14 protein-coding genes are annotated in these 18,721 nt (G+C 69.8%); 12 read left to right on the forward strand and 2 right to left on the reverse strand.

Annotation, left to right across the window (positions count from 1 at the left end):
* The first annotated feature begins 81 nt into the window (after positions 1-81).
* The 12 genes from ACGF3I_RS22330 to ACGF3I_RS22385 all read left to right on the forward strand — a co-directional run bounded on the left by ACGF3I_RS22330 (position 82) and on the right by ACGF3I_RS22385 (position 10,949).
* The gene (locus ACGF3I_RS22330) at positions 82-321 is read left to right on the forward strand and encodes a hypothetical protein (RefSeq protein WP_393134596.1); all 240 of its coding nucleotides are present in this window, start codon (positions 82-84) and stop codon (positions 319-321) included.
* 516 nt (positions 322-837) lie between these two features.
* Complete coding sequence (locus ACGF3I_RS22335) at positions 838-1,380, forward strand: hypothetical protein (protein ID WP_393134598.1); 543 nt, start codon at positions 838-840, stop codon at positions 1,378-1,380.
* Positions 1,381-1,425: 45 nt separating this feature from the next.
* Positions 1,426-2,487, forward strand: a complete 1,062-nt coding sequence (locus ACGF3I_RS22340) for a phage tail protein (protein WP_393134600.1) — start codon at positions 1,426-1,428, stop codon at positions 2,485-2,487.
* 69 nt (positions 2,488-2,556) lie between these two features.
* Positions 2,557-3,717 carry a hypothetical protein gene (locus ACGF3I_RS22345; protein ID WP_393134602.1) on the forward strand — a complete coding sequence of 387 codons (1,161 nt, stop codon included), beginning with the start codon at positions 2,557-2,559 and terminating at the stop codon, positions 3,715-3,717.
* A 25-nt stretch (positions 3,718-3,742) separates the two neighbouring features.
* Positions 3,743-4,810 carry a phage distal tail protein gene (locus tag ACGF3I_RS22350; protein ID WP_393134604.1) on the forward strand — a complete coding sequence of 356 codons (1,068 nt, stop codon included), beginning with the start codon at positions 3,743-3,745 and terminating at the stop codon, positions 4,808-4,810.
* A 52-nt stretch (positions 4,811-4,862) separates the two neighbouring features.
* Positions 4,863-5,975, forward strand: coding sequence for a hypothetical protein (locus tag ACGF3I_RS22355; RefSeq protein ID WP_393134606.1), 1,113 nt, complete (start codon positions 4,863-4,865; stop codon positions 5,973-5,975).
* An 8-nt stretch (positions 5,976-5,983) separates the two neighbouring features.
* On the forward strand, positions 5,984-7,102 hold the full coding sequence (locus ACGF3I_RS22360; protein ID WP_393134719.1) for a hypothetical protein: 1,119 nt from the start codon (positions 5,984-5,986) through the stop codon (positions 7,100-7,102).
* Positions 7,103-7,816, forward strand: coding sequence for a hypothetical protein (locus ACGF3I_RS22365; RefSeq protein ID WP_393134607.1), 714 nt, complete (start codon positions 7,103-7,105; stop codon positions 7,814-7,816). It begins immediately after the preceding gene.
* Between the two features lie 53 nt (positions 7,817-7,869).
* Positions 7,870-9,321, forward strand: a complete 1,452-nt coding sequence (locus ACGF3I_RS22370) for a phage tail protein (RefSeq protein ID WP_393134609.1) — start codon at positions 7,870-7,872, stop codon at positions 9,319-9,321.
* An 80-nt stretch (positions 9,322-9,401) separates the two neighbouring features.
* Positions 9,402-10,328: a peptidoglycan-binding protein gene (locus tag ACGF3I_RS22375; RefSeq protein ID WP_393134611.1), complete on the forward strand. Its 927-nt coding sequence runs from the start codon at positions 9,402-9,404 to the stop codon at positions 10,326-10,328.
* Positions 10,329-10,456: 128 nt separating this feature from the next.
* Positions 10,457-10,699 carry a hypothetical protein gene (locus ACGF3I_RS22380; protein WP_393134613.1) on the forward strand — a complete coding sequence of 81 codons (243 nt, stop codon included), beginning with the start codon at positions 10,457-10,459 and terminating at the stop codon, positions 10,697-10,699.
* Positions 10,686-10,949 carry a hypothetical protein gene (locus ACGF3I_RS22385; protein WP_393134615.1) on the forward strand — a complete coding sequence of 88 codons (264 nt, stop codon included), beginning with the start codon at positions 10,686-10,688 and terminating at the stop codon, positions 10,947-10,949. Before ACGF3I_RS22380 ends, ACGF3I_RS22385 begins: the two co-directional genes overlap by 14 nt.
* 67 nt (positions 10,950-11,016) lie before the next feature.
* Here the strand turns inward: ACGF3I_RS22385 and ACGF3I_RS22390 are convergent, their stop codons facing one another.
* Both ACGF3I_RS22390 and rpoB read right to left on the reverse strand, forming a co-directional pair.
* Positions 11,017-14,916, reverse strand: coding sequence for a DNA-directed RNA polymerase subunit beta' (locus ACGF3I_RS22390; RefSeq protein ID WP_393134617.1), 3,900 nt, complete (start codon positions 14,914-14,916; stop codon positions 11,017-11,019).
* Between the two features lie 96 nt (positions 14,917-15,012).
* Complete coding sequence (gene rpoB / locus ACGF3I_RS22395; RefSeq protein ID WP_161244510.1) at positions 15,013-18,498, reverse strand: DNA-directed RNA polymerase subunit beta; 3,486 nt, start codon at positions 18,496-18,498, stop codon at positions 15,013-15,015.
* Positions 18,499-18,721: the final 223 nt, after the last annotated feature.

The raw sequence follows: 18,721 nt of genomic DNA on the forward strand, positions 1-18,721 counted from the left end.
CTGACGTCCCGCCGCCTCGCCGTCCTGGTCAAGCACCTGCCGCGCGACAGCGCGGTCAACCGCGATCTGCACGGCGAGGCGGTGGAGTGGGACGCGTCCACCCACCTCCTCGCCGCGACGGTGGACCACCTGGCGGTGGCCAACTGGATGACGGCGACGATCAATTCGGGCGAGGACGCGGATCCGCTGGAGTATCCGGAGGCGGTGCCGCGGCCGGGCTCCCCTCCATCGACGCCGGCCCACGACATCGCACCCGCCGAAGGTGCCGCGCCGACCGCAGACCCGCCCTCCGCGGCGCAGCTGTTCGAGTTCTTCCGGTAATCAGCTGCCCACCGGCCTTCGCGGCTACCAGATCCGGCTGACGAGGACCGCGAGCACCAACAACAGGCCCGTGGTCGCCGACATGGCCACACCACTGACGTGTTCAAGACGCGGATGTTCATCGGCGATGAATACCTGGTGCGCCCTTTTCGGGTCGTAGGAAATCTTGACCGTTTCCCCGGGCCGGACTCGCGCACCCTTGGTCCGTAGGAGAACCAGCGGTTCCTCCCTCCCCACGGGCTGCCGCTCCAGAAGGTGTCTCACCACCCCGTCCGATTCGTCATTCAATGACGTACAAAGGGCCGGCACGACAACTCTCCGCCGCCAGGCAAGCAGATCTGACGCCGCGAGCACGGATCCAAACAAAAGCCAGACGAACCCAACCGCTAAAACAACCCATCCGACACTCACAGAAACTCCGAATCAAGTTAAAGACTCAGCAAATACCGGACGCTCACACTAGGCCCGCAGACCGCATCCGTCAAACCCTCCGCCCGAAGGAGGACATCTCCAGCCATGACCACGAAAGAGATCGAGGATCGGCTCGACAAGGTCGAGAAGGAACTGGCCCAGAAGGCCAACAAAACACCCGCCGTCCAGGATTCCCCGTCGGTGAATTGGACCGACTGGAAGGTGAACTGGAGCAAGTGGGTCGAGATCATCGCCGTCACCAAGGTGACGAGCATTCTCTCGTTCGGCCTGCCAAAACTCTTCAACTTCGACACCCTGATCGAGAAGAAGTTCAAACTCGAACGCAATAAATGGGGTTTCCTCTGGAAGAAACCCGCCAACCCTCTCGATGCCGAAGTTATTCGAATCGACAGGCTCGAAGACCTTCAGCGCCAGGGAAACAATCACCTTCTCAGCCTCGCTCGAATCGTCAATGGCAGTGTCGTACCGCGAGTGAGCAGGCTGGAAAGGAACGAGCAGGCACTCCGCAGCCAAGTCCGGTCGGGGGAGGCCGCACGCCCCCGCGTCCCACCGCTGAGCGGTAACGAGGCGGCGCGCATTCATGATTTGGAATTGCGGGTCACGAACCTGGCGGCGGCGCTGGGCTGAGGTCGGCCAGGTGCAGCTTTTCCATCAAGCCATACAGGGTGAACCATGTCACTAGTCCAGTCCCTCAGCAGAGCCAACAGCTCGCTCAAAGGATTCAAAACAGGAATCGACGGCGCCGGCCGCTCCGCCGGCACGCTCGGTAGGCAGGCCGGTACGGCCAACACCAATGTGGGGCGGATCAAGGGGGCCGCCCAGCAGTCCGCCCGGGAGCTGAAGGGGATGAAGACCGCCGCCGACCAGGCGGCGAAGTCCGTCGGGAAGGTCGGCAAGGAGGCCGGGACCGGCGGGGTCTCGATGGGCAAGCTGCAGGGCGGGCTCAAGAAGGCCGACGGCGGCTTCAAGGGGCTCAACAAGTCCATGAAGGGCAACGTCATCGGGATGCTGCTCGAACTCTTCGCCCCGCTCATCGAGAAGGTCGTCACCATGGCGACCAAGTCGAAGGCCATGCAGAAGATCATGAAGGTCGCCTTCGACGTCATCGGCAAGGTCGTCGACACCGTCATGAAGGCGATCGGGCCGCTGATGAAGAGCACCGGCAAGATCATTTCCAATGTCTGGAACGGCATCAAGGGCGCGATCCTGCCCATCGCCCTGTGGATCGCCAGCTTCATCCCCGGTGCGTTCGACACCGTCAAGAACGCCCTGTCCAGCGCCTGGGGCGGGCTCTCCCGCTTCGCGGGCAGTGTCTTCGACGGCATCCTGTCCGCGGTCAAGTCGCCGCTCAACCTGGTCATCGGGCTCATCAACTCGGCCATCGGCGCGCTCAACGGCATCCATGTCTCGATCCCCGGCTGGGTCCCGCTCGTCGGCGGCAAGACGTTCGGCGTCAACATCCCGCGGATCCCGATGCTGGCCGAGGGCGGCATCGTCGCCCCGCGCAGCGGCGGTGTCCCCGCGATCGTGGCCGAGGCGGGCGAGTCGGAGGCGGTCATGCCGCTGTCCCGGCTGGACCGGCTGCTGAGCCGCGCCGCCCACGCCGCACCGCTGCCCGCCGGAGCGGGTGCCTACGGCGAGGGGTTCCACATCGAGAACTACTACGCCACCCAGGACACCGATCCGCAGGACACCGCCCGCGCCCTGCTCTTCCTCGCCAAGGCCCGCGGATGACGCCCCGCGGCACGTGCCGGACCGCAACGGGCACAGCAGGCGCAACGGGCACAGAAGGGAGGGCACGCCATGGCCGGGGCCCCGTCGCACCCGCTCGCCAACTCCAGCGGCGCCTTCCGTAGCTTCGGCTCCTCGGCCGGTCAGGCCGCCGGGGCGGCCGGGGCCGCGCGCACCGGCATCACCAACGCCGCCCGCGCCGCCGACCGGATCAGGGCGTCGGCCACCCTGGCCGGCAAGGACCTGAAGCAGTTCGCCACCGGAGCCGACGGCGCCGGCCGCGCGGTGGGGGCGCTCGGACGTCAGACGCCCGGCGCCGCCACCCAGGTGCTGAAGGTGAAGTCCGGCGCCCAGCGGGCGGGCCGGGAGGTGAAGAACCTGAAGCGGAGCTCCGATCTCGCCGCCAAGTCCCTCACCCTCTCCGGCAAGGGCTCCGGCGCGCTCGGCAAGGTGACCGGTCTCTTCGGCGGGAATCTGAAGATCGCGAGCGGTGTCATGACCGCGATCAACCTGGTCATGAAGGCGAACCCGTGGGTCCTGGTCGCCACGCTGCTCGCGCCGTTCGCCGAACAGCTCATCGAGTTCGCGCTGAACTCCCAGCTCGGTCAGCAGCTGATGGAGGCGGCCCTTACCACCGTCGGCAGCCTGATCGAGACCGCCCTGACGTACGTCGCTCCGGTCGTCACCGGGTACCTGAGCGTCGTCCTCGGCTTCTGGAAGGGCGTCGCCCAGGTGCTGGGGCCGGCCATCGGCTGGATCACCAAGTCCCTTCCCGGCGGCTTCCGTTCGGTCACCTCCGCGATGGAGAGGGCCCTGCGCGGCATGGGGGACTTCCTGGAGAGCGGCTTCCAGATGGCCGTCGGCGTCATCAAGGGCCCCATCAACGGGCTCATCGCCTTCGCCAACTGGGTCATCGACGGCCTCAACAAGCTCAGCTTCAACTTCCTCGGCAAGCACTTCGGCGTCGATCTCTCCAAGATCCCGATGCTCGCCGCGGGCGGGGTCGTCGCACCCCGCACCGGCGGCGTCCCGGTGATCCTCGCCGAGGCGGGCGAGGCCGAGGTCGTCCTGCCGCTCTCCAAGCTCGACGCCCTGCTGGCCCGCACCGCGGCGGCAGCCCGCGCCGCGCGCCCCGCCGCCGGCACCCCCCGCATCGAGCACTACCACGAGCCCGCGGGCCGCGGCTCGTACGGCATCGCCGAGGATCTGCTCTTCCTGGCGCACACGACGTAACCCAGAAGGTGAGGGCCAACCACCCATGCCCCCAACACAGTTGACCACCACGACCGAACCCCCCGGCTCACTGATCACCCGCGACGGGCAGATCCAGTGGGCCGGACTTCTTTTCGGGCCCGGCACCGACTACGAGATCGCCGACAGCGGCCTCACCGGCTGGGCCGACCTGCCCGGCCTCGACAGCGGTGACGTCCTGCGGCCCGACCAGCACGGCGCCTGGCCCGGCGCCCAGTGGTCGCAGCCCCGTACCGTCACCGCCTCCGTCTGGCTGCTGCCCGACGGGCGCGAGCAGGCGGCCGCCGTCGCCCAGCGCTTTCGCGCCGCGACCTCGGTGCACTACGGCGAGCAGTGGCTCGCCGTGCGGCTGCACGGCGAGACCCTGGCCGTGCGGGCCCGGATCAGCCAGCGCTCCCTGCCGCACGACCGGATGTACGTCACCCACGGCGCCGCCAAGGCGACCGTGCAGTGGATCTGCGCCGACCCGCGCCGCTTCGCGCTCGACGTCCAGTCCGTACGCACCGGGCTCCCCCTGCCCGAGACGGGCCTGACCTGGGAGCGTCCGCCCGCCCAGGTCCCCGACCCGAACCAGCCGCCGCCCCGGCCCGACGAGGAGACCCGGCCCCCCGAGGGGACGCCTCCGGTCGCACCCGTCGCCGCGCCCGCCGCCGACCCCGCTCCCGCTCCCGCCGCCGGCCTCGCGTGGCCGCTCGGCTGGGGCGCGGCCCGCTCCACCGGGCTCGCCACCGCGTTCAACAGCGGCGACGCCCCCGCCAACCCGGTCATCGAGTTCCGCGGCCCGGTCCGCAAGCCGTCCCTGACCCGGCTCGGCGACGGGGTGCGCCTGGAGTACGACCTCACGCTGGCCGCGTCCGACGTCCTGAGCGTCGACACCGGCGCGGGCACGGTGCTCCTCAACGGCACCGCCTCGCGCATCCACACGGCCACCGCCTGGTCCACCCCCGAGCAGCTCTTCCAACTGGAGCCGGGCCAGAGCACGTTCAGCTTCCGCGCCGGTGCGGGCTCGGCCGCGCCGGGCGCCCAGGCCCCCCAGCCGTCGGCGACGGTCAGCTGGCGCAACACGCACTGGTAGCCCGCCCCGCGCACCCCGTACCCCAACTCCCGTACGTCCCTTAGGAGATCGCATGAACATCGGCAGTGCCTGGCTGCTCAACAGCACCGACGGCAACGGGGGCCAGTCCCGGCTCGACACCCGGCTCGCCCCGATCGGCACCATGGCCCCGGACGGCCCGCTCGGCACCCGCAGCGGCATCATCCCCGGCTCCCCCGAGGGCCAGTTCTCCATGGCCGGCCTGTACGTCTTCGGCGACACCGCCGGCATGAGCGCCCTCGTCGCGCCGGGCCGCGCGGTCGTCCAGGGCCGCCCCGGCGCGGGCGCCTACCCCGTCTACATCCCCGAGTACACGAGCCTGACCTTCCTGGACGGCGACCCGGGTCTGCCCCGCATCGACCTCGTCGTGGTGCGGGTGTACGACGACGCCGGCAAGACCGCGGCCGTCCTCGAAATCGTCCAGGGCGCCTACGCGGCCAGCCCCGTCGCACCCCAGGTGCCGGAGGCCGCGCTCGCGCTCGCCGAGGTGCGGGTGCCGGCCGGGACGTCCGCGGGCAGCGGCGGCATCGACTGGACCACCGCCGTGAAGGACCTGCGTCGGCCCACGGCCTCGGTCGGCGGCATCATCCCCGCGGGCGGCCCCGCCTACCGCGGCTCCTACCCCGGCCAGTACCGCGACAACGGCGGCAGCCTGGAGCGCTGGAACGGCACCGAGTGGCGGCCCTACCCCGAGCCGCGGGCGACCTGGCGGGACTACACGCCCGCCTGGGGCCAGGCCACCGCCGGTGCCCCGGTCCCCAAGCTCGGCAACGGCTCGCTGTGGGGCCGGTACATCAAGGACGGCCCGATCGTGCACTTCCAGGCCGCCCTGACCATCGGCTCCACCAGCAACTGGGGCGGGCCGAACAAGAACGGCAACTGGTACCTGAGCCTGCCGGTCCGCCCGGCGGGCCCGCGCGGTCTGACCATCAACTTCCGGGCCCGCACCGGTGGCGACGCGGGCGGCTACTTCTACGGCGGCGCCGAGACCAGCACCGCCTTCCACCCCAACGGCGTGGCCCGCAACTGGTCGACCGTCCAGGCCAGCGGCAAGCCGACCGGCGTGTGGGTCGACGCCGACGACCCGATGACTCCGGTGCCGGACAGCTGGTACGAGGTGTACGGCACCTACGAGGTCGCCCCGTGAACCGTGCGATGCCGACGGGCGAGGTCACCTACCGCGCCCTGTTCTGCGATCTGCGGACCGACCGGGTCATCGACGCGCTGCCGCTCACCGAGGTCGAGTTCGACGACTTCATCGGCAAACCGGGCCAGCTGCGCGCGACCGTCCCGCTGCCCGACGCGGCGCTCGCCGCGCGGGCCCGCGAAGCGCTCCGGCCGGGCCGCACCGCGGTCTGGCTGGAGCGCGGCGCCGACATCTGGTGGGGCGGCATCCTGTGGACCTGCACCCCGGCGGGTGACGAGCGGGGCCGCCTTGAGGTGCAGATCCAGGCGGGCACCTTCGACTCCTACCTCGACCACCGCATCCTCTCCGCCGACCTGTCCTTCCCGGCCCCCGGCGCCGATCAGTTCGACATCGCCCGCGCGCTGGTGCGGCACGTCCAGGAGCAGCCCGGCGGCGACATCGGGATCGTCCTGGACGACGAGCCGTCGGGGGTGACCGGCAGCCATGCCTACGCCCGCACCGACCTCGCCCGGGTGCGGGAGCTGATCGACCAGCTCGCGGCCCTCCAGTACGGGTTCGAGTGGCGCGTGCAGTGCTACCGCGACTCCGACACCGGGGCCCGGGTCAAGAAGCTCCAGCTGGGGCACCCCAAGATCCGTACCGGTGCGGTGCCGATCGTCCTGGACCGGCCGGGCCCGGTGCTGACCTACAGCCTGCCGGCCGACTCGACCGTGCAGGCCAACGTGTGGCTGGCCCGCGGAGAGACGGCGAACAACAACAACGCCGCCGCCTCGCTGCCGCAGATGTCCGTCCCGGCGGTCGCCGGCGACGACCTGGAGGCCGGCTGGCCGCGCCTTGAGGGCTCGTCGGACCACAGCGGCGTCTCGGACCAGGCCGTCCTCGACAGCCTCGCCCGCGCCGAACTGGCCCGGGCCCGGCAGCCGCAGATCATCCCCGAGGTCACCGTCCGGGTGGACGGCCGCATCACGCCCGCCCTGATCGGCGCCTCGGTGCTGCTGCGCATCCGGGACGGCTGGCACCAGGAGGGGCCCGATCCGCGCTACCGGATCGTCGGCCTGACCGTGACGCCTCCCGGCCGCGGCCGGGCCGAGACCGCGAAGCTCTATCTGGAACTGGAGGACGCCTAGATGGCCGCGATCCCCACGGATCTCCTGGACCGCATCCGCGCCCTGGAACGCCAGGTGCGGGCCCTGATGGGCAGCGCCAACACCCGCCCCGCGATGGACCGCATCAGCGGCGGCAACGTCGTCATCAGCGACGGCGGACAGCTCGCGGTCCGCAACCGGGACGAGCAGAAGGGCGCCGAGCTCCTCTACATCGGCCAGGTCTCCCCGGCCCGCCCCGGCGGCGAGGAGCAGCAGGGCTTCTTCGTGCGCCGCGACGACGGCTCCAAGGCGCTCACGGTGCACGCGGACGCTCCCGACCTCCAGCCCAACCAGTCGGTGAAGGTCTTCGACCGCAAGGGCAACGCCCTGTTCGCCGACGACACCGGCGGCGAGGGCCTGGCCCGCCCCTACATTCCGTATCCGCTGCCCACGCCGGAGGACACCGGCCGCTGGGAGTCCACCGCGGCCACCGAGTGGACCACCCTCTACAACGGCAACGCGATCGCCCAGCACCCGTCCCTCTACTGCCTGATCGCGGCGACGGGCGGCGGCGAGGTCCGCCTCCTGGTCAACGGCGTCCAGGTGGGGCCGAGCGCCGCCGGAACGCTGGAGTTCACCGCGCCGCTCGGCGCCCCCTACGACAGCCCCGTCACCTTCCTGGTGCAGGCGCGGGCCGGGGCGCCCGGCGCCACCGTCCGCTGCTCGCCCCGCGCGCTGTACGGCGTCAAGTCCTGACGCGCGGCCGCCCCGGCCCCGCTCTCCTGACCCCCAGTCCTAGGAGCACCTCCGTGTTGCCCTCCACCATTCCCACGGTGACCGTCACCGCCCGCTACCTCACCCCGGCGGGCATCGCCCTGAGCGGCACGGTCACCTTCAGCGCCCCCGCCCTGCTCACCCACACCGAGAGCGATGTCATCCTCGGCGGCCCGATCGTGGCCCAGCTGGACGCGGACGGCCGGATCAGCGCGGTGCTGCCGGCCACCGACGCCCCGGGCATGAACCCCGCGAAGTGGCAGTACACCGTCACCGAGCAGCTCTCCGGTCTGCCCGCCAACCGCACGTACAACATCGTGCTCCCGGCGGCCCGGCCGGCCGTCGACCTCGCCGACCTCGCTCCCGCCGACCCGCAGGCCCCGGAGTACGTCGCCGTCCCCGGCCCGCCCGGCCCGGCCGGCGCACAGGGCCCGGCGGGCCCCGCGGGGGCGCCCGGCGCGGTGCGGTCCGTGAACGGCCGGACCAGCGCCGACATCGTGCTGGGCGCCGACGACGTCAAGGCGGTGCCGGCCGCGTCGGCCGGTGCCGCGGGCGGTGTGGCCACGCTGGACGCGGCCGGGCGGGTGCCGGCCGCGCAGCTGCCCCCGGGCACGGTCGACCCGGTCTCGTCCGTGAACGGCAAGAAGGGCGTCGTCGTGCTCAGCGCGGCGGACGTCAACGCGCTCGACCAGGCCGCGGGCGACCTGCGGTATGTGCGCCCCGAGGGCCTGCCCGTCCAGTCGGTCAACGACCGCACCGGCAAGGTCGTCCTGGACGCCGCGTCGGTGGGGGCGGCCCCGCTGGGCTCCGCGGTCCTGTTGAGCGGGACGCAGAGCATCGACGGCGCCAAGACGTTCACCGCCGCCCCCTCGACCCCCGACACCCCCACGGCCGCGGGCCATCTGACGCGCAAGGCGTACGTGGACGCGGTGGCCACGCCCGGCACCTGGGCCCCGGGCGACCTCGGGTTCAAGGCCTGGGGCTTCGACCCCGCCGCGACCTCCGGCACCCGTTCGCAGTACTGCGGCGCCGGCTCCGTCTACCTGATGGGCGTCCGCCTCAACACACCCGCCACCCTCAGCAGCCTCGTCTTCTACTGCACCGGCTACGTCGGCGGCACCCTGAGCGAGGCGACGTACGCGGGGCTCTACGACGCGAACGGCACCCGGGTCGGGATCACGGGCTCGCTCAAGGACGTCATCAAGGACGGCGCCACCGCGGTCTGCCCGCTGACCAAGAGCTACGACGCGGCAGCCGGGAACTACTGGGTGGCCCTGCTCGTCAACGGGCCCTCCGAGCCGGGCAAGGGGCCCGCCTTCGCGATGGGCGCGGGCGCGGGCGAACGGCCGGCGGGTTCCGCCCGGATGCCGAACGCGTTCGCCCGCTACGGCCGGCTGCCCGCGACGGGCCAGGCCTCGCTGCCGACGACCTTCGCCCCCAAGACCGTGATCACCGACACCAACTCCCTCTGGGCGGCCGTCGCCTGACCGCCCCGCCCTCCCCCTCCACCGGCCCCCCGCGCCCTCCGGCGCGGGGGGCCCTCGCCTTCCCACCGAACGGATCACTCATGTCAACTCCCCTGTCCGCGGACGCCTTCGTGGCCGCGCTGCGCGCCGAGGGCGTCGCCGTCGTCGAGGTCGACGGCTGGCGCGACCACAACCGCAACCACAAGGGCGCCTGGGGCCCGGTCAACGGCGTCGTCGTCCACCACACGGTGAGCAGCGGCACCGACGCCTCGGTCCGGCTCTGCTACGACGGCTACGCCGAGTTGCCCGGGCCGCTGTGCCACGGCGTGATCGCCAAGGACGGCACCGTCCACCTGGTCGGCAACGGCCGCGCCAATCACGCGGGCGGCGGCGACCCGGCCGTCCTGAACGCCGTGATCGCGGAGAACTACGGCGACCGCCCGCCAACCACCCACCGGCACGAGGGCAGCGCGGGCGCCGTCGACGGCAACGCCCGCTTCTACGGCTTCGAGTGCGTCAACCTGGGCGACGGGGAGGACCCCTGGCCCGCCGCTCAACTGGACGCCGTCGAGCGGGTGTCGGCGGCCCTGTGCCGCGCTCACGGCTGGTCGGCCAAGAGCGTGATCGGCCACTTGGAGTGGTCGGACTGGAAGAGCGATCCGCGCGGCTTCACCATGCCCGATCTGCGCACCCGCATCGCCGCCCGGCTCGCCGGACCGACCACGGGGACCTCGGCCGCGGCCGAGGCCGCCGCCGCGGCGGCCCGCGCCGGAGCGGCCCGCCAGCCGTTCCCCGGCGCCGGGTTCTTCACCGAGGGCCGCGAATCGCCGGTGATCACCGCGATGGGCCGACGGCTCGTCGCCGAGGGCTGCTCGGCGTACGCCGAGGGCCCGGGCCCCCGGTGGACCGGGGCCGACCGGGCCTCCTACGCCCAGTGGCAGCGGCGGCTCGGCTTCGACGGCCCCGATGCCGACGGCGTACCCGGCCGCACGTCCTGGGACGCGCTGAAGGTCCCGCACACCGTCTGACGCCCCCGCCCGGCCCCGGGCGCCACCGCTCCCGGGGCCGCCGCCGGGCCACCCTCCCCGCAAGCGCCGCACCACCGGCCCGGGCCCCGGGCCGTCCCCGTGCCCGCCGGACCAGAAATGAGAACCCCATGTCCGAAGCCGCCAAGACCACCCTGCGCACCGTCCTCCAGACGGCCGTCGGCCTCGCCCTCGCCCTGCCCGCCCTCGTGGACGCCTCCGGCCTCCCGGCCGGCCTGCCCTGGGTCGCCGGGGCCCTGGCCGTGGCGGGCGGGCTCGCCCGTGTCATGGCGCTGCCCGCCGTCCAGGCCCTGCTGCCGGGTTGGCTGCGCACCGGGACGCAGCCCGCGGGTGCCGCCGATGACCGAGTCTGAGCCGGGTGACCCGGTCGTGGTGGCCCTGGAACTGGAACGTCTGCGCGGCACCCTGGAGGCCGGGTTCGCCCGGGTCGACGGGGCGCTGGCCCTGCTCGTGCAGCGCAGCGACCAGACCGACCGCCAGCTCGCCGACCACGAGAGCCGCCTCGACGCGCTGGAGCGGACCCGCTGGCCGGTGGCGAGCATCGCCGCCCTGACCGCGGTCACCGGTACCGCACTCGGCCTGTGGCAGCTGGCCGCGCGCTGAGAACCCCGAAGGGCGCCCACCCCGCGCGAAGCGGAGTGGGCGCCCTTCGGTACGTCGGACGTACGCCTTACTGGTTGTACGGACCGTAGTCGTAGTCCTCCAGCGGAACGGCCTGGCCGGAGCCGGTGCCGAACGGCGAGTAGTCGATGTCGTCGTAGCCGACGGCCGAGTACATCGCGGCCTTGGCCTCTTCGGTGGGCTCGACCCGGATGTTGCGGTAGCGGGACAGACCCGTACCGGCCGGGATGAGCTTACCGATGATGACGTTCTCCTTGAGGCCGATGAGGCTGTCGGACTTGGCGTTGATCGCCGCATCCGTCAGGACTCGGGTCGTCTCCTGGAAGGAGGCGGCCGACAGCCAGGATTCCGTCGCCAGCGAGGCCTTGGTGATACCCATCAGCTGCGGACGGCCGGAGGCGGGGTGTCCGCCCTCGGTGACCACACGACGGTTCTCGGTCTCGAACTTCGACCGCTCGACGAGCTCGCCCGGCAGCAGCTCCGCGTCGCCGGACTCGATGATCGTCACGCGGCGCAGCATCTGCCGGATGATGATCTCGATGTGCTTGTCGTGGATCGACACGCCCTGGCTGTTGTAGACCTTCTGGACTTCGCCGACCAGGTGGACCTGGACCGCACGCTGACCGAGGATCCGCAGCACGTCGTGCGGGTTGGTGGCACCGACGGTGAGCTTCTGGCCCACCTCGACCGCGTCGCCCTCGCCGACCAGGAGACGAGCACGCTTGGAGATCGGGAACGCCGTCTCCTCGCTGCCGTCGTCCGGGGTGACGACGATCTTCTTGGTCTTCTCGGTCTCCTCGATCCGGACGCGGCCCTTGGCCTCCGAGATCGGCGCGACACCCTTGGGCGTACGGGCCTCGAAGAGCTCGACGACACGCGGCAGACCCTGCGTGATGTCGTCACCGGCCACACCACCGGTGTGGAAGGTACGCATCGTCAGCTGGGTACCGGGCTCACCGATGGACTGGGCGGCGATGATGCCGACCGCCTCACCGATGTCGACCAGCTTGCCGGTGGCGAGCGAGCGTCCGTAGCAGAAGGCACAGGTGCCGACCGCGGACTCACAGGTCAGGACCGAGCGGGTCTTGACCTCCTCGACACCCGCACCCACGAGGGCGTCGATGAGCACGTCACCGAGGTCCACGTTGGCCGGCGCGATGACCTTGCCGTCGACGACGACGTCCTCGGCGAGCATGCGGGCGTAGACGGAGGTCTCGACGTCCTCGGTCTTGCGCAGCACGCCGTCGGCGCCCCGTTCCGCGATCTTGAGCTTGAGGCCGCGGTCGGTGCCGCAGTCCTCCTCGCGGATGATGACGTCCTGCGAGACGTCCACCAGACGACGGGTCAGGTAACCCGAGTCGGCGGTACGCAGGGCGGTGTCGGCGAGACCCTTACGGGCACCGTGGGTCGAGATGAAGTACTCGAGCACGGTCAGGCCCTCGCGGAACGAGGCCTTGATCGGACGCGGGATGGTCTCGTTCTTCGCGTTCGACACCAGACCACGCATACCGGCGATCTGACGCATCTGCATCATGTTTCCTCGGGCACCCGAGTCAACCATCATGAAGATGGGGTTCGTCTTGGGGAAGTTCGCGTTCATCGCCTCGGCAACCTCGTTGGTCGCCTTGGTCCAGATCGCGATGAGCTCCTGCGTGCGCTCGTCCTTGGTGATCAGACCGCGCTCGTACTGCTTCTGGACCTTCTCGTCCTGGGCCTCGTAGCCCTGGACGATGGCCTTCTTGGCCTCGGGCACGACGATGTCCGAGACGGCGACGGTGACGCCGGAACGGGTCGCCCAGAAGAAGCCGGCCGCCTTCAGGTTGTCGAGCGTCGCCGCCACGATGACCTTGGGGTAGCGCTCGGCGAGGTCGTTGACGATCTCGGAGAGCTGCTTCTTGCCCACCGAGTAGTCGACGAACGGGTAGTCCTCGGGCAGCAGCTCGTTGAAGAGCGCGCGGCCCAGGGACGTCCGCAGACGGAACGAGTCGCCCTGCTGCCAGGTCGTCTCGCCGTCCTCGTCGAGCGGCGGGGTCCAGCCGCGCGGCGGGACGGTGCCGATCGGGAAGCGGATGTCGATCTTCGCCTGGAGCGAGAGCTCCCGGGCGTCGAACGCCATGATCGCCTCGGCGGTCGAGTTGAAGGCACGGCCCGTGCCCTTCACCTCGCGCTCCTCCTCGTCCGTGGTGAGGAAGAAGAGGCCGAGCACCATGTCCTGGGTCGGCATGGTGACGGGACGACCGTCGGCCGGCTTCAGGATGTTGTTCGAGGACAGCATCAGGATGCGGGCCTCGGCCTGCGCCTCCGCGGAGAGCGGCAGGTGGACGGCCATCTGGTCACCGTCGAAGTCCGCGTTGAACGCGGTGCAGACGAGCGGGTGGATCTGGATGGCCTTGCCCTCGACCAGCTGGGGCTCGAAGGCCTGGATGCCGAGGCGGTGCAGCGTGGGCGCACGGTTCAGCAGAACCGGGTGCTCGGCGATGACCTCTTCGAGGACGTCGTACACGACCGTGCGGCCGCGCTCGACCATCCGCTTGGCGCTCTTGATGTTCTGCGCGTGGTTCAGGTCGACCAGGCGCTTCATCACGAACGGCTTGAAGAGCTCCAGCGCCATGGCCTTGGGCAGACCGCACTGGTGCAGCTTCAGCTGCGGACCGACGACGATGACGGAACGCGCGGAGTAGTCCACACGCTTGCCGAGCAGGTTCTGACGGAATCGACCCTGCTTGCCCTTGAGCATGTCGGACAGCGACTTCAGCGGACGGTTGCCGGGGCCCGTGACCGGGCGACCACGACGGCCGTTGTCGAAGAGCGCGTCGACGGCCTCCTGAAGCATGCGCTTCTCGTTGTTCACGATGATCTCGGGGGCGCCGAGGTCAAGGAGTCGCTTGAGGCGGTTGTTGCGGTTGATCACGCGGCGGTACAGGTCGTTCAGGTCGGAGGTCGCGAAGCGGCCACCGTCCAGCTGCACCATCGGACGCAGGTCCGGCGGGATGACCGGCACGCAGTCGAGCACCATGCCCTTGGGGCTGTTGCTGGTCTGCAGGAACGCGGAGACGACCTTGAGGCGCTTGAGCGCACGGGTCTTCTTCTGGCCCTTGCCGGTGCGGATGATCTCGCGGAGGCGCTCGGCCTCTTCGTCGAGGTCGAAGGTCTCCAGGCGCTTCTGCAGGGCAGCGGCACCCATCGAGCCGTCGAAGTACGTGCCGAAACGGTCACGCAGCTCGCGGTAGAGCAGCTCGTCGCCCTCCAGGTCCTGGACCTTGAGGTTCTTGAAGCGGCTCCACACCTCGTCGAGGCGGTCGATCTCGCGCTGCGAACGGTCGCGCAGCTGCTTCATCTCGCGCTCGGCACCCTCGCGCACCTTGCGGCGCACGTCGGCCTTGGCGCCCTCGGCCTCCAGCTCGGCGAGGTCCGTCTCGAGCTTCTTGGCGCGGGCTTCGAGGTCCGAGTCGCGGCGGTTCTCGATCTGCTGACGCTCGACGGAGACGTGCGCCTCCAGCGACGGCAGGTCGCGCGTGCGGCGCTCCTCGTCCACGAACGTGATCATGTACGCGGCGAAGTAGATGACCTTTTCGAGGTCCTTCGGCGCGAGGTCCAGCAGGTAGCCGAGGCGCGACGGGACGCCCTTGAAGTACCAGATGTGGGTGACGGGAGCGGCAAGCTCGATGTGGCCCATCCGCTCACGGCGCACCTTGGCACGCGTGACCTCCACGCCACAGCGCTCACAGATGATGCCCTTGAAGCGGACGCGCTTGTACTTGCCGCAGTAGCACTCCCAGTCCCGGGTCGGACCGAAGATCTTCTCGCAGAAGAGTCCGTCCTTTTCGGGCTTGAGGGTGCGGTAGTTGATGGTCTCCGGCTTCTTGACCTCACCGTGGGACCACTGACGGATGTCGTCAGCGGTGGCGAGGCCGATCCGCAGCTCGTCGAAGAAGTTGACGTCGAGCACTTGTCGTCAATCCCTCTTTCGGGGTCGATTCTTCAAGATGGTCTGAGGGGGGTCCCGGGGAAGACGGGGGCTCTCAACGAGCCCCCGTCAGACCCGTCAGACCTCTTCGACGCTGCTCGGCTCGCGCCGGGACAGGTCGATACCGAGCTCCTCCGCAGCGCGGAAGACGTCCTCGTCCGTGTCGCGCATCTCGATGGACATGCCGTCCGAGGACAGCACCTCCACGTTGAGGCAGAGCGACTGCATTTCCTTGATGAGCACCTTGAAGGACTCGGGAATGCCGGGCTCGGGGATGTTCTCGCCCTTGACGATGGCCTCGTAGACCTTCACACGGCCGGTCACGTCGTCGGACTTGATGGTCAGCAGCTCCTGGAGTGCGTACGCGGCGCCGTATGCCTCCAGCGCCCACACCTCCATCTCACCGAATCGCTGGCCACCGAACTGGGCCTTACCACCCAGCGGCTGCTGGGTGATCATCGAGTACGGACCGGTCGAGCGGGCGTGCAGCTTGTCGTCGACCAGGTGGTGCAGCTTCAGGATGTACATGTACCCGACCGAGATCGGGTCCGGGAACGGCTCGCCGGAGCGGCCGTCGAACAGGTTGGCCTTGCCCGAGGGCTGGACCAGCCGGTCGCCGTCGCGGTTGGGGATCGTGGCCTCGAAGAGGCCGGTGATCTCGTCCTCGCGGGCGCCGTCGAAGACCGGGGTGGCGACGTTGGTGCCGGCGGCGACCTGGTCGGCGCCGATCGCCTGGAGCCGCTGGGCCCAGTCGTCCGCCAGACCCGAGACGTCCCAGCCGCGGCTGGCGAGCCAGCCGAGGTGGATCTCCAGGACCTGTCCCGGGTTCATTCGGGACGGGACACCCAGCGGGTTGAGGATGATGTCGACCGGAGTTCCGTCCTCGAGGAACGGCATGTCCTCGATCGGAAGGATCTTCGAGATGACGCCCTTGTTGCCGTGACGGCCGGCGAGCTTGTCACCGTCCGTGATCTTGCGCTTCTGCGCCACGTAGACCCGAACCAGCTGGTTCACGCCCGGCGGCAGCTCGTCGCCCTCTTCACGGTCGAAGACGCGGACGCCGATGACCTTGCCGATCTCGCCGTGCGGCACCTTCAGCGAGGTGTCGCGCACCTCGCGGGCCTTCTCACCGAAGATGGCGCGCAGCAGGCGCTCCTCCGGCGTCAGCTCGGTCTCGCCCTTGGGCGTGACCTTGCCGACGAGGATGTCGCCGGCGACGACCTCGGCACCGATACGGATGATGCCGCGCTCGTCGAGGTCGGCGAGGACCTCCTCGGAGACGTTCGGGATGTCCCGGGTGATCTCCTCCGGGCCGAGCTTGGTGTCACGGGCGTCGACCTCGTGCTCCTCGATGTGGATCGAGGAGAGGACGTCGTCCTGCACGAGGCGCTGCGACAGGATGATCGCGTCCTCGTAGTTGTGACCCTCCCACGGCATGAACGCCACGAGCAGGTTCTTGCCCAGCGCCATCTCACCCTGCTGGGTGGCGGGACCGTCGGCCAGGACCTGGCCCTCGATCACGCGGGCGCCCTCGTCGACGACAACCTTCTGGTTGACCGAGGTGCCCTGGTTGGAGCGGGCGAACTTGGCGATCCGGTACGTGGTGTACGTGCCGTCGTCGTTGGCGACGGTGATGTAGTCCGCGGAGACCTCCTGGACGACACCCGCCTTCTCCGCCTTGATGACGTCACCGGCGTCGACCGCGCAGCGGTACTCCATGCCGGTGCCGACGAGCGGCGCCTCGGACGTGATCAGCGGCACGGCCTGACGCATCATGTTCGCGCCCATGAGGGCACGGTTGGCGTCGTCGTGCTCGAGGAACGGGATCATGGCGGTCGCGACCGACACCATCTGGCGCGGCGAGACGTCCATGTAGTCGACCTCGGTGCCGGGCACGTAGTCGACCTCGCCACCACGGCGGCGAACCAGGACGCGCGGCTCGGTGAACCGCATCTCGTCACTGAGCGCGGCGTTGGCCTGCGCGATGACGAAGCGGTCCTCCTCGTCGGCGGTGACGTAGTCGACCTCGTCGGTGACCTGGCCGTCGACGACCTTGCGGTACGGCGTCTCGATGAAGCCGAACGCGTTGACGCGGCCGTACGAGGCGAGCGAACCGATCAGACCGATGTTCGGGCCTTCGGGCGTCTCGATCGGGCACATGCGGCCGTAGTGCGACGGGTGCACGTCACGGACCTCGAAGCCGGCCCGCTCACGCGAGAGACCACCCGGGCCGAGCGCCGACAGACGGCGCTTGTGGGTGAGACCCGACAGCGGGTTGTTCTGGTCCATGAACTGCGACAGCTGGCTGGTGCCGAAGAACTCCTTGATGGAGGCGACGACCGGCCGGATGTTGATCAGGGTCTGCGGCGTGATCGCCTCGACGTCCTGGGTCGTCATGCGCTCGCGCACGACGCGCTCCATACGAGCCAGACCCGTACGGACCTGGTTCTGGATGAGCTCGCCGACGTTGCGCAGACGACGGTTGCCGAAGTGGTCGATGTCGTCGGTCTCGACGACGATGTTCCGACCCGACTCGCCGACCGTCTCGGTCTCACCGGCGTGCAGCTTGACCAGGTACTTGATGGTCGCGATGACGTCGTCGGTGGTGAGCACGCCGGCGTCCAGCGGCTCGTCCGCGCCGAGCTTCTTGTTCACCTTGTAGCGGCCGACCTTGGCGAGGTCGTAGCGCTTCGGGTTGAAGTAGAGGTTCTCGAGCAGCGTCTGAGCGGCCTCGCGCGTCGGCGGCTCGCCCGGACGCAGCTTGCGGTAGATGTCGAGCAGCGCGTCGTCCTGGCCCTGGGTGTGGTCCTTCTCCAGGGTGGCGCGCATCGACTCGTACTCGCCGAACTCCTCGAGGATCTGCTCGGTGGTCCAGCCGAGAGCCTTCAGGAGGACGGTGACGGACTGCTTGCGCTTGCGGTCGATGCGGACACCGACCATGTCGCGCTTGTCGATCTCCATCTCGAGCCAGGCACCCCGGGACGGGATGATCTTGGCCGTGAAGATGTCCTTGTCGGACGTCTTGTCGATGTTGGAGTCGAAGTAGACACCCGGCGAGCGGACCAGCTGCGACACGACGACACGCTCGGTGCCGTTGATGACGAAGGTGCCCTTGTTGGTCATGAGCGGGAAGTCGCCCATGAAGACCGTCTGGGACTTGATCTCGCCGGTCTCGTTGTTGGTGAACTCCGCGGTGACGAAGAGCGGGGCCGCGAACGTGAAGTCGCGCTCCTTGCACTCGTCGATCGAGTTCTTCGGCGGCTCGAAGCGGTGGTCGCGGAAGGTCAGGGACATCGACCCGGAGAAGTCCTCGATCGGGGAGATCTCTTCGAAGATCTCCTCCAGACCGGACTTGGTGGGGACGTCCTGTCCGCTCTCGAGAGCGGCCTCGACCCGAGACTTCCAAGCGGCATTGCCGAGCAGCCAGTCAAAGCTCTCGGTCTGCAGCGCAAGAAGGTTCGGAACCTCGAGGGGCTCCTTGATCTTTGCAAAGGAGATGCGCAGCGGGGCGGTGCTGGCGCCGTTGTTCGTATTGGCGGTCGAGGCGTTGCGCGAGGCGGCCAAGAGGGGGTCCTTCCGAGGGCTCGGACTCACTACGCGCGTACCGGTCCCACGTGGGCACAGAGAGAGACGTTTCCGATTCGGCCGGAGAGGCCAGGTCAGGGCGGTTCAATCCGAGGTGCTCAAGCGAGGGCATGCCCCTGGTGACGGGCAGGGGACAGCTAACAGGCAGCGCAAAGGGACAGTGTAGCCACTCGGCACACTGATGTCCAGGGCGGATTTTTCG

The organism is Streptomyces sp. NPDC048111 (genome assembly GCF_043202815.1).
In the GTDB taxonomy this organism is placed as follows: Bacteria; Actinomycetota; Actinomycetes; order Streptomycetales; family Streptomycetaceae; genus Streptomyces.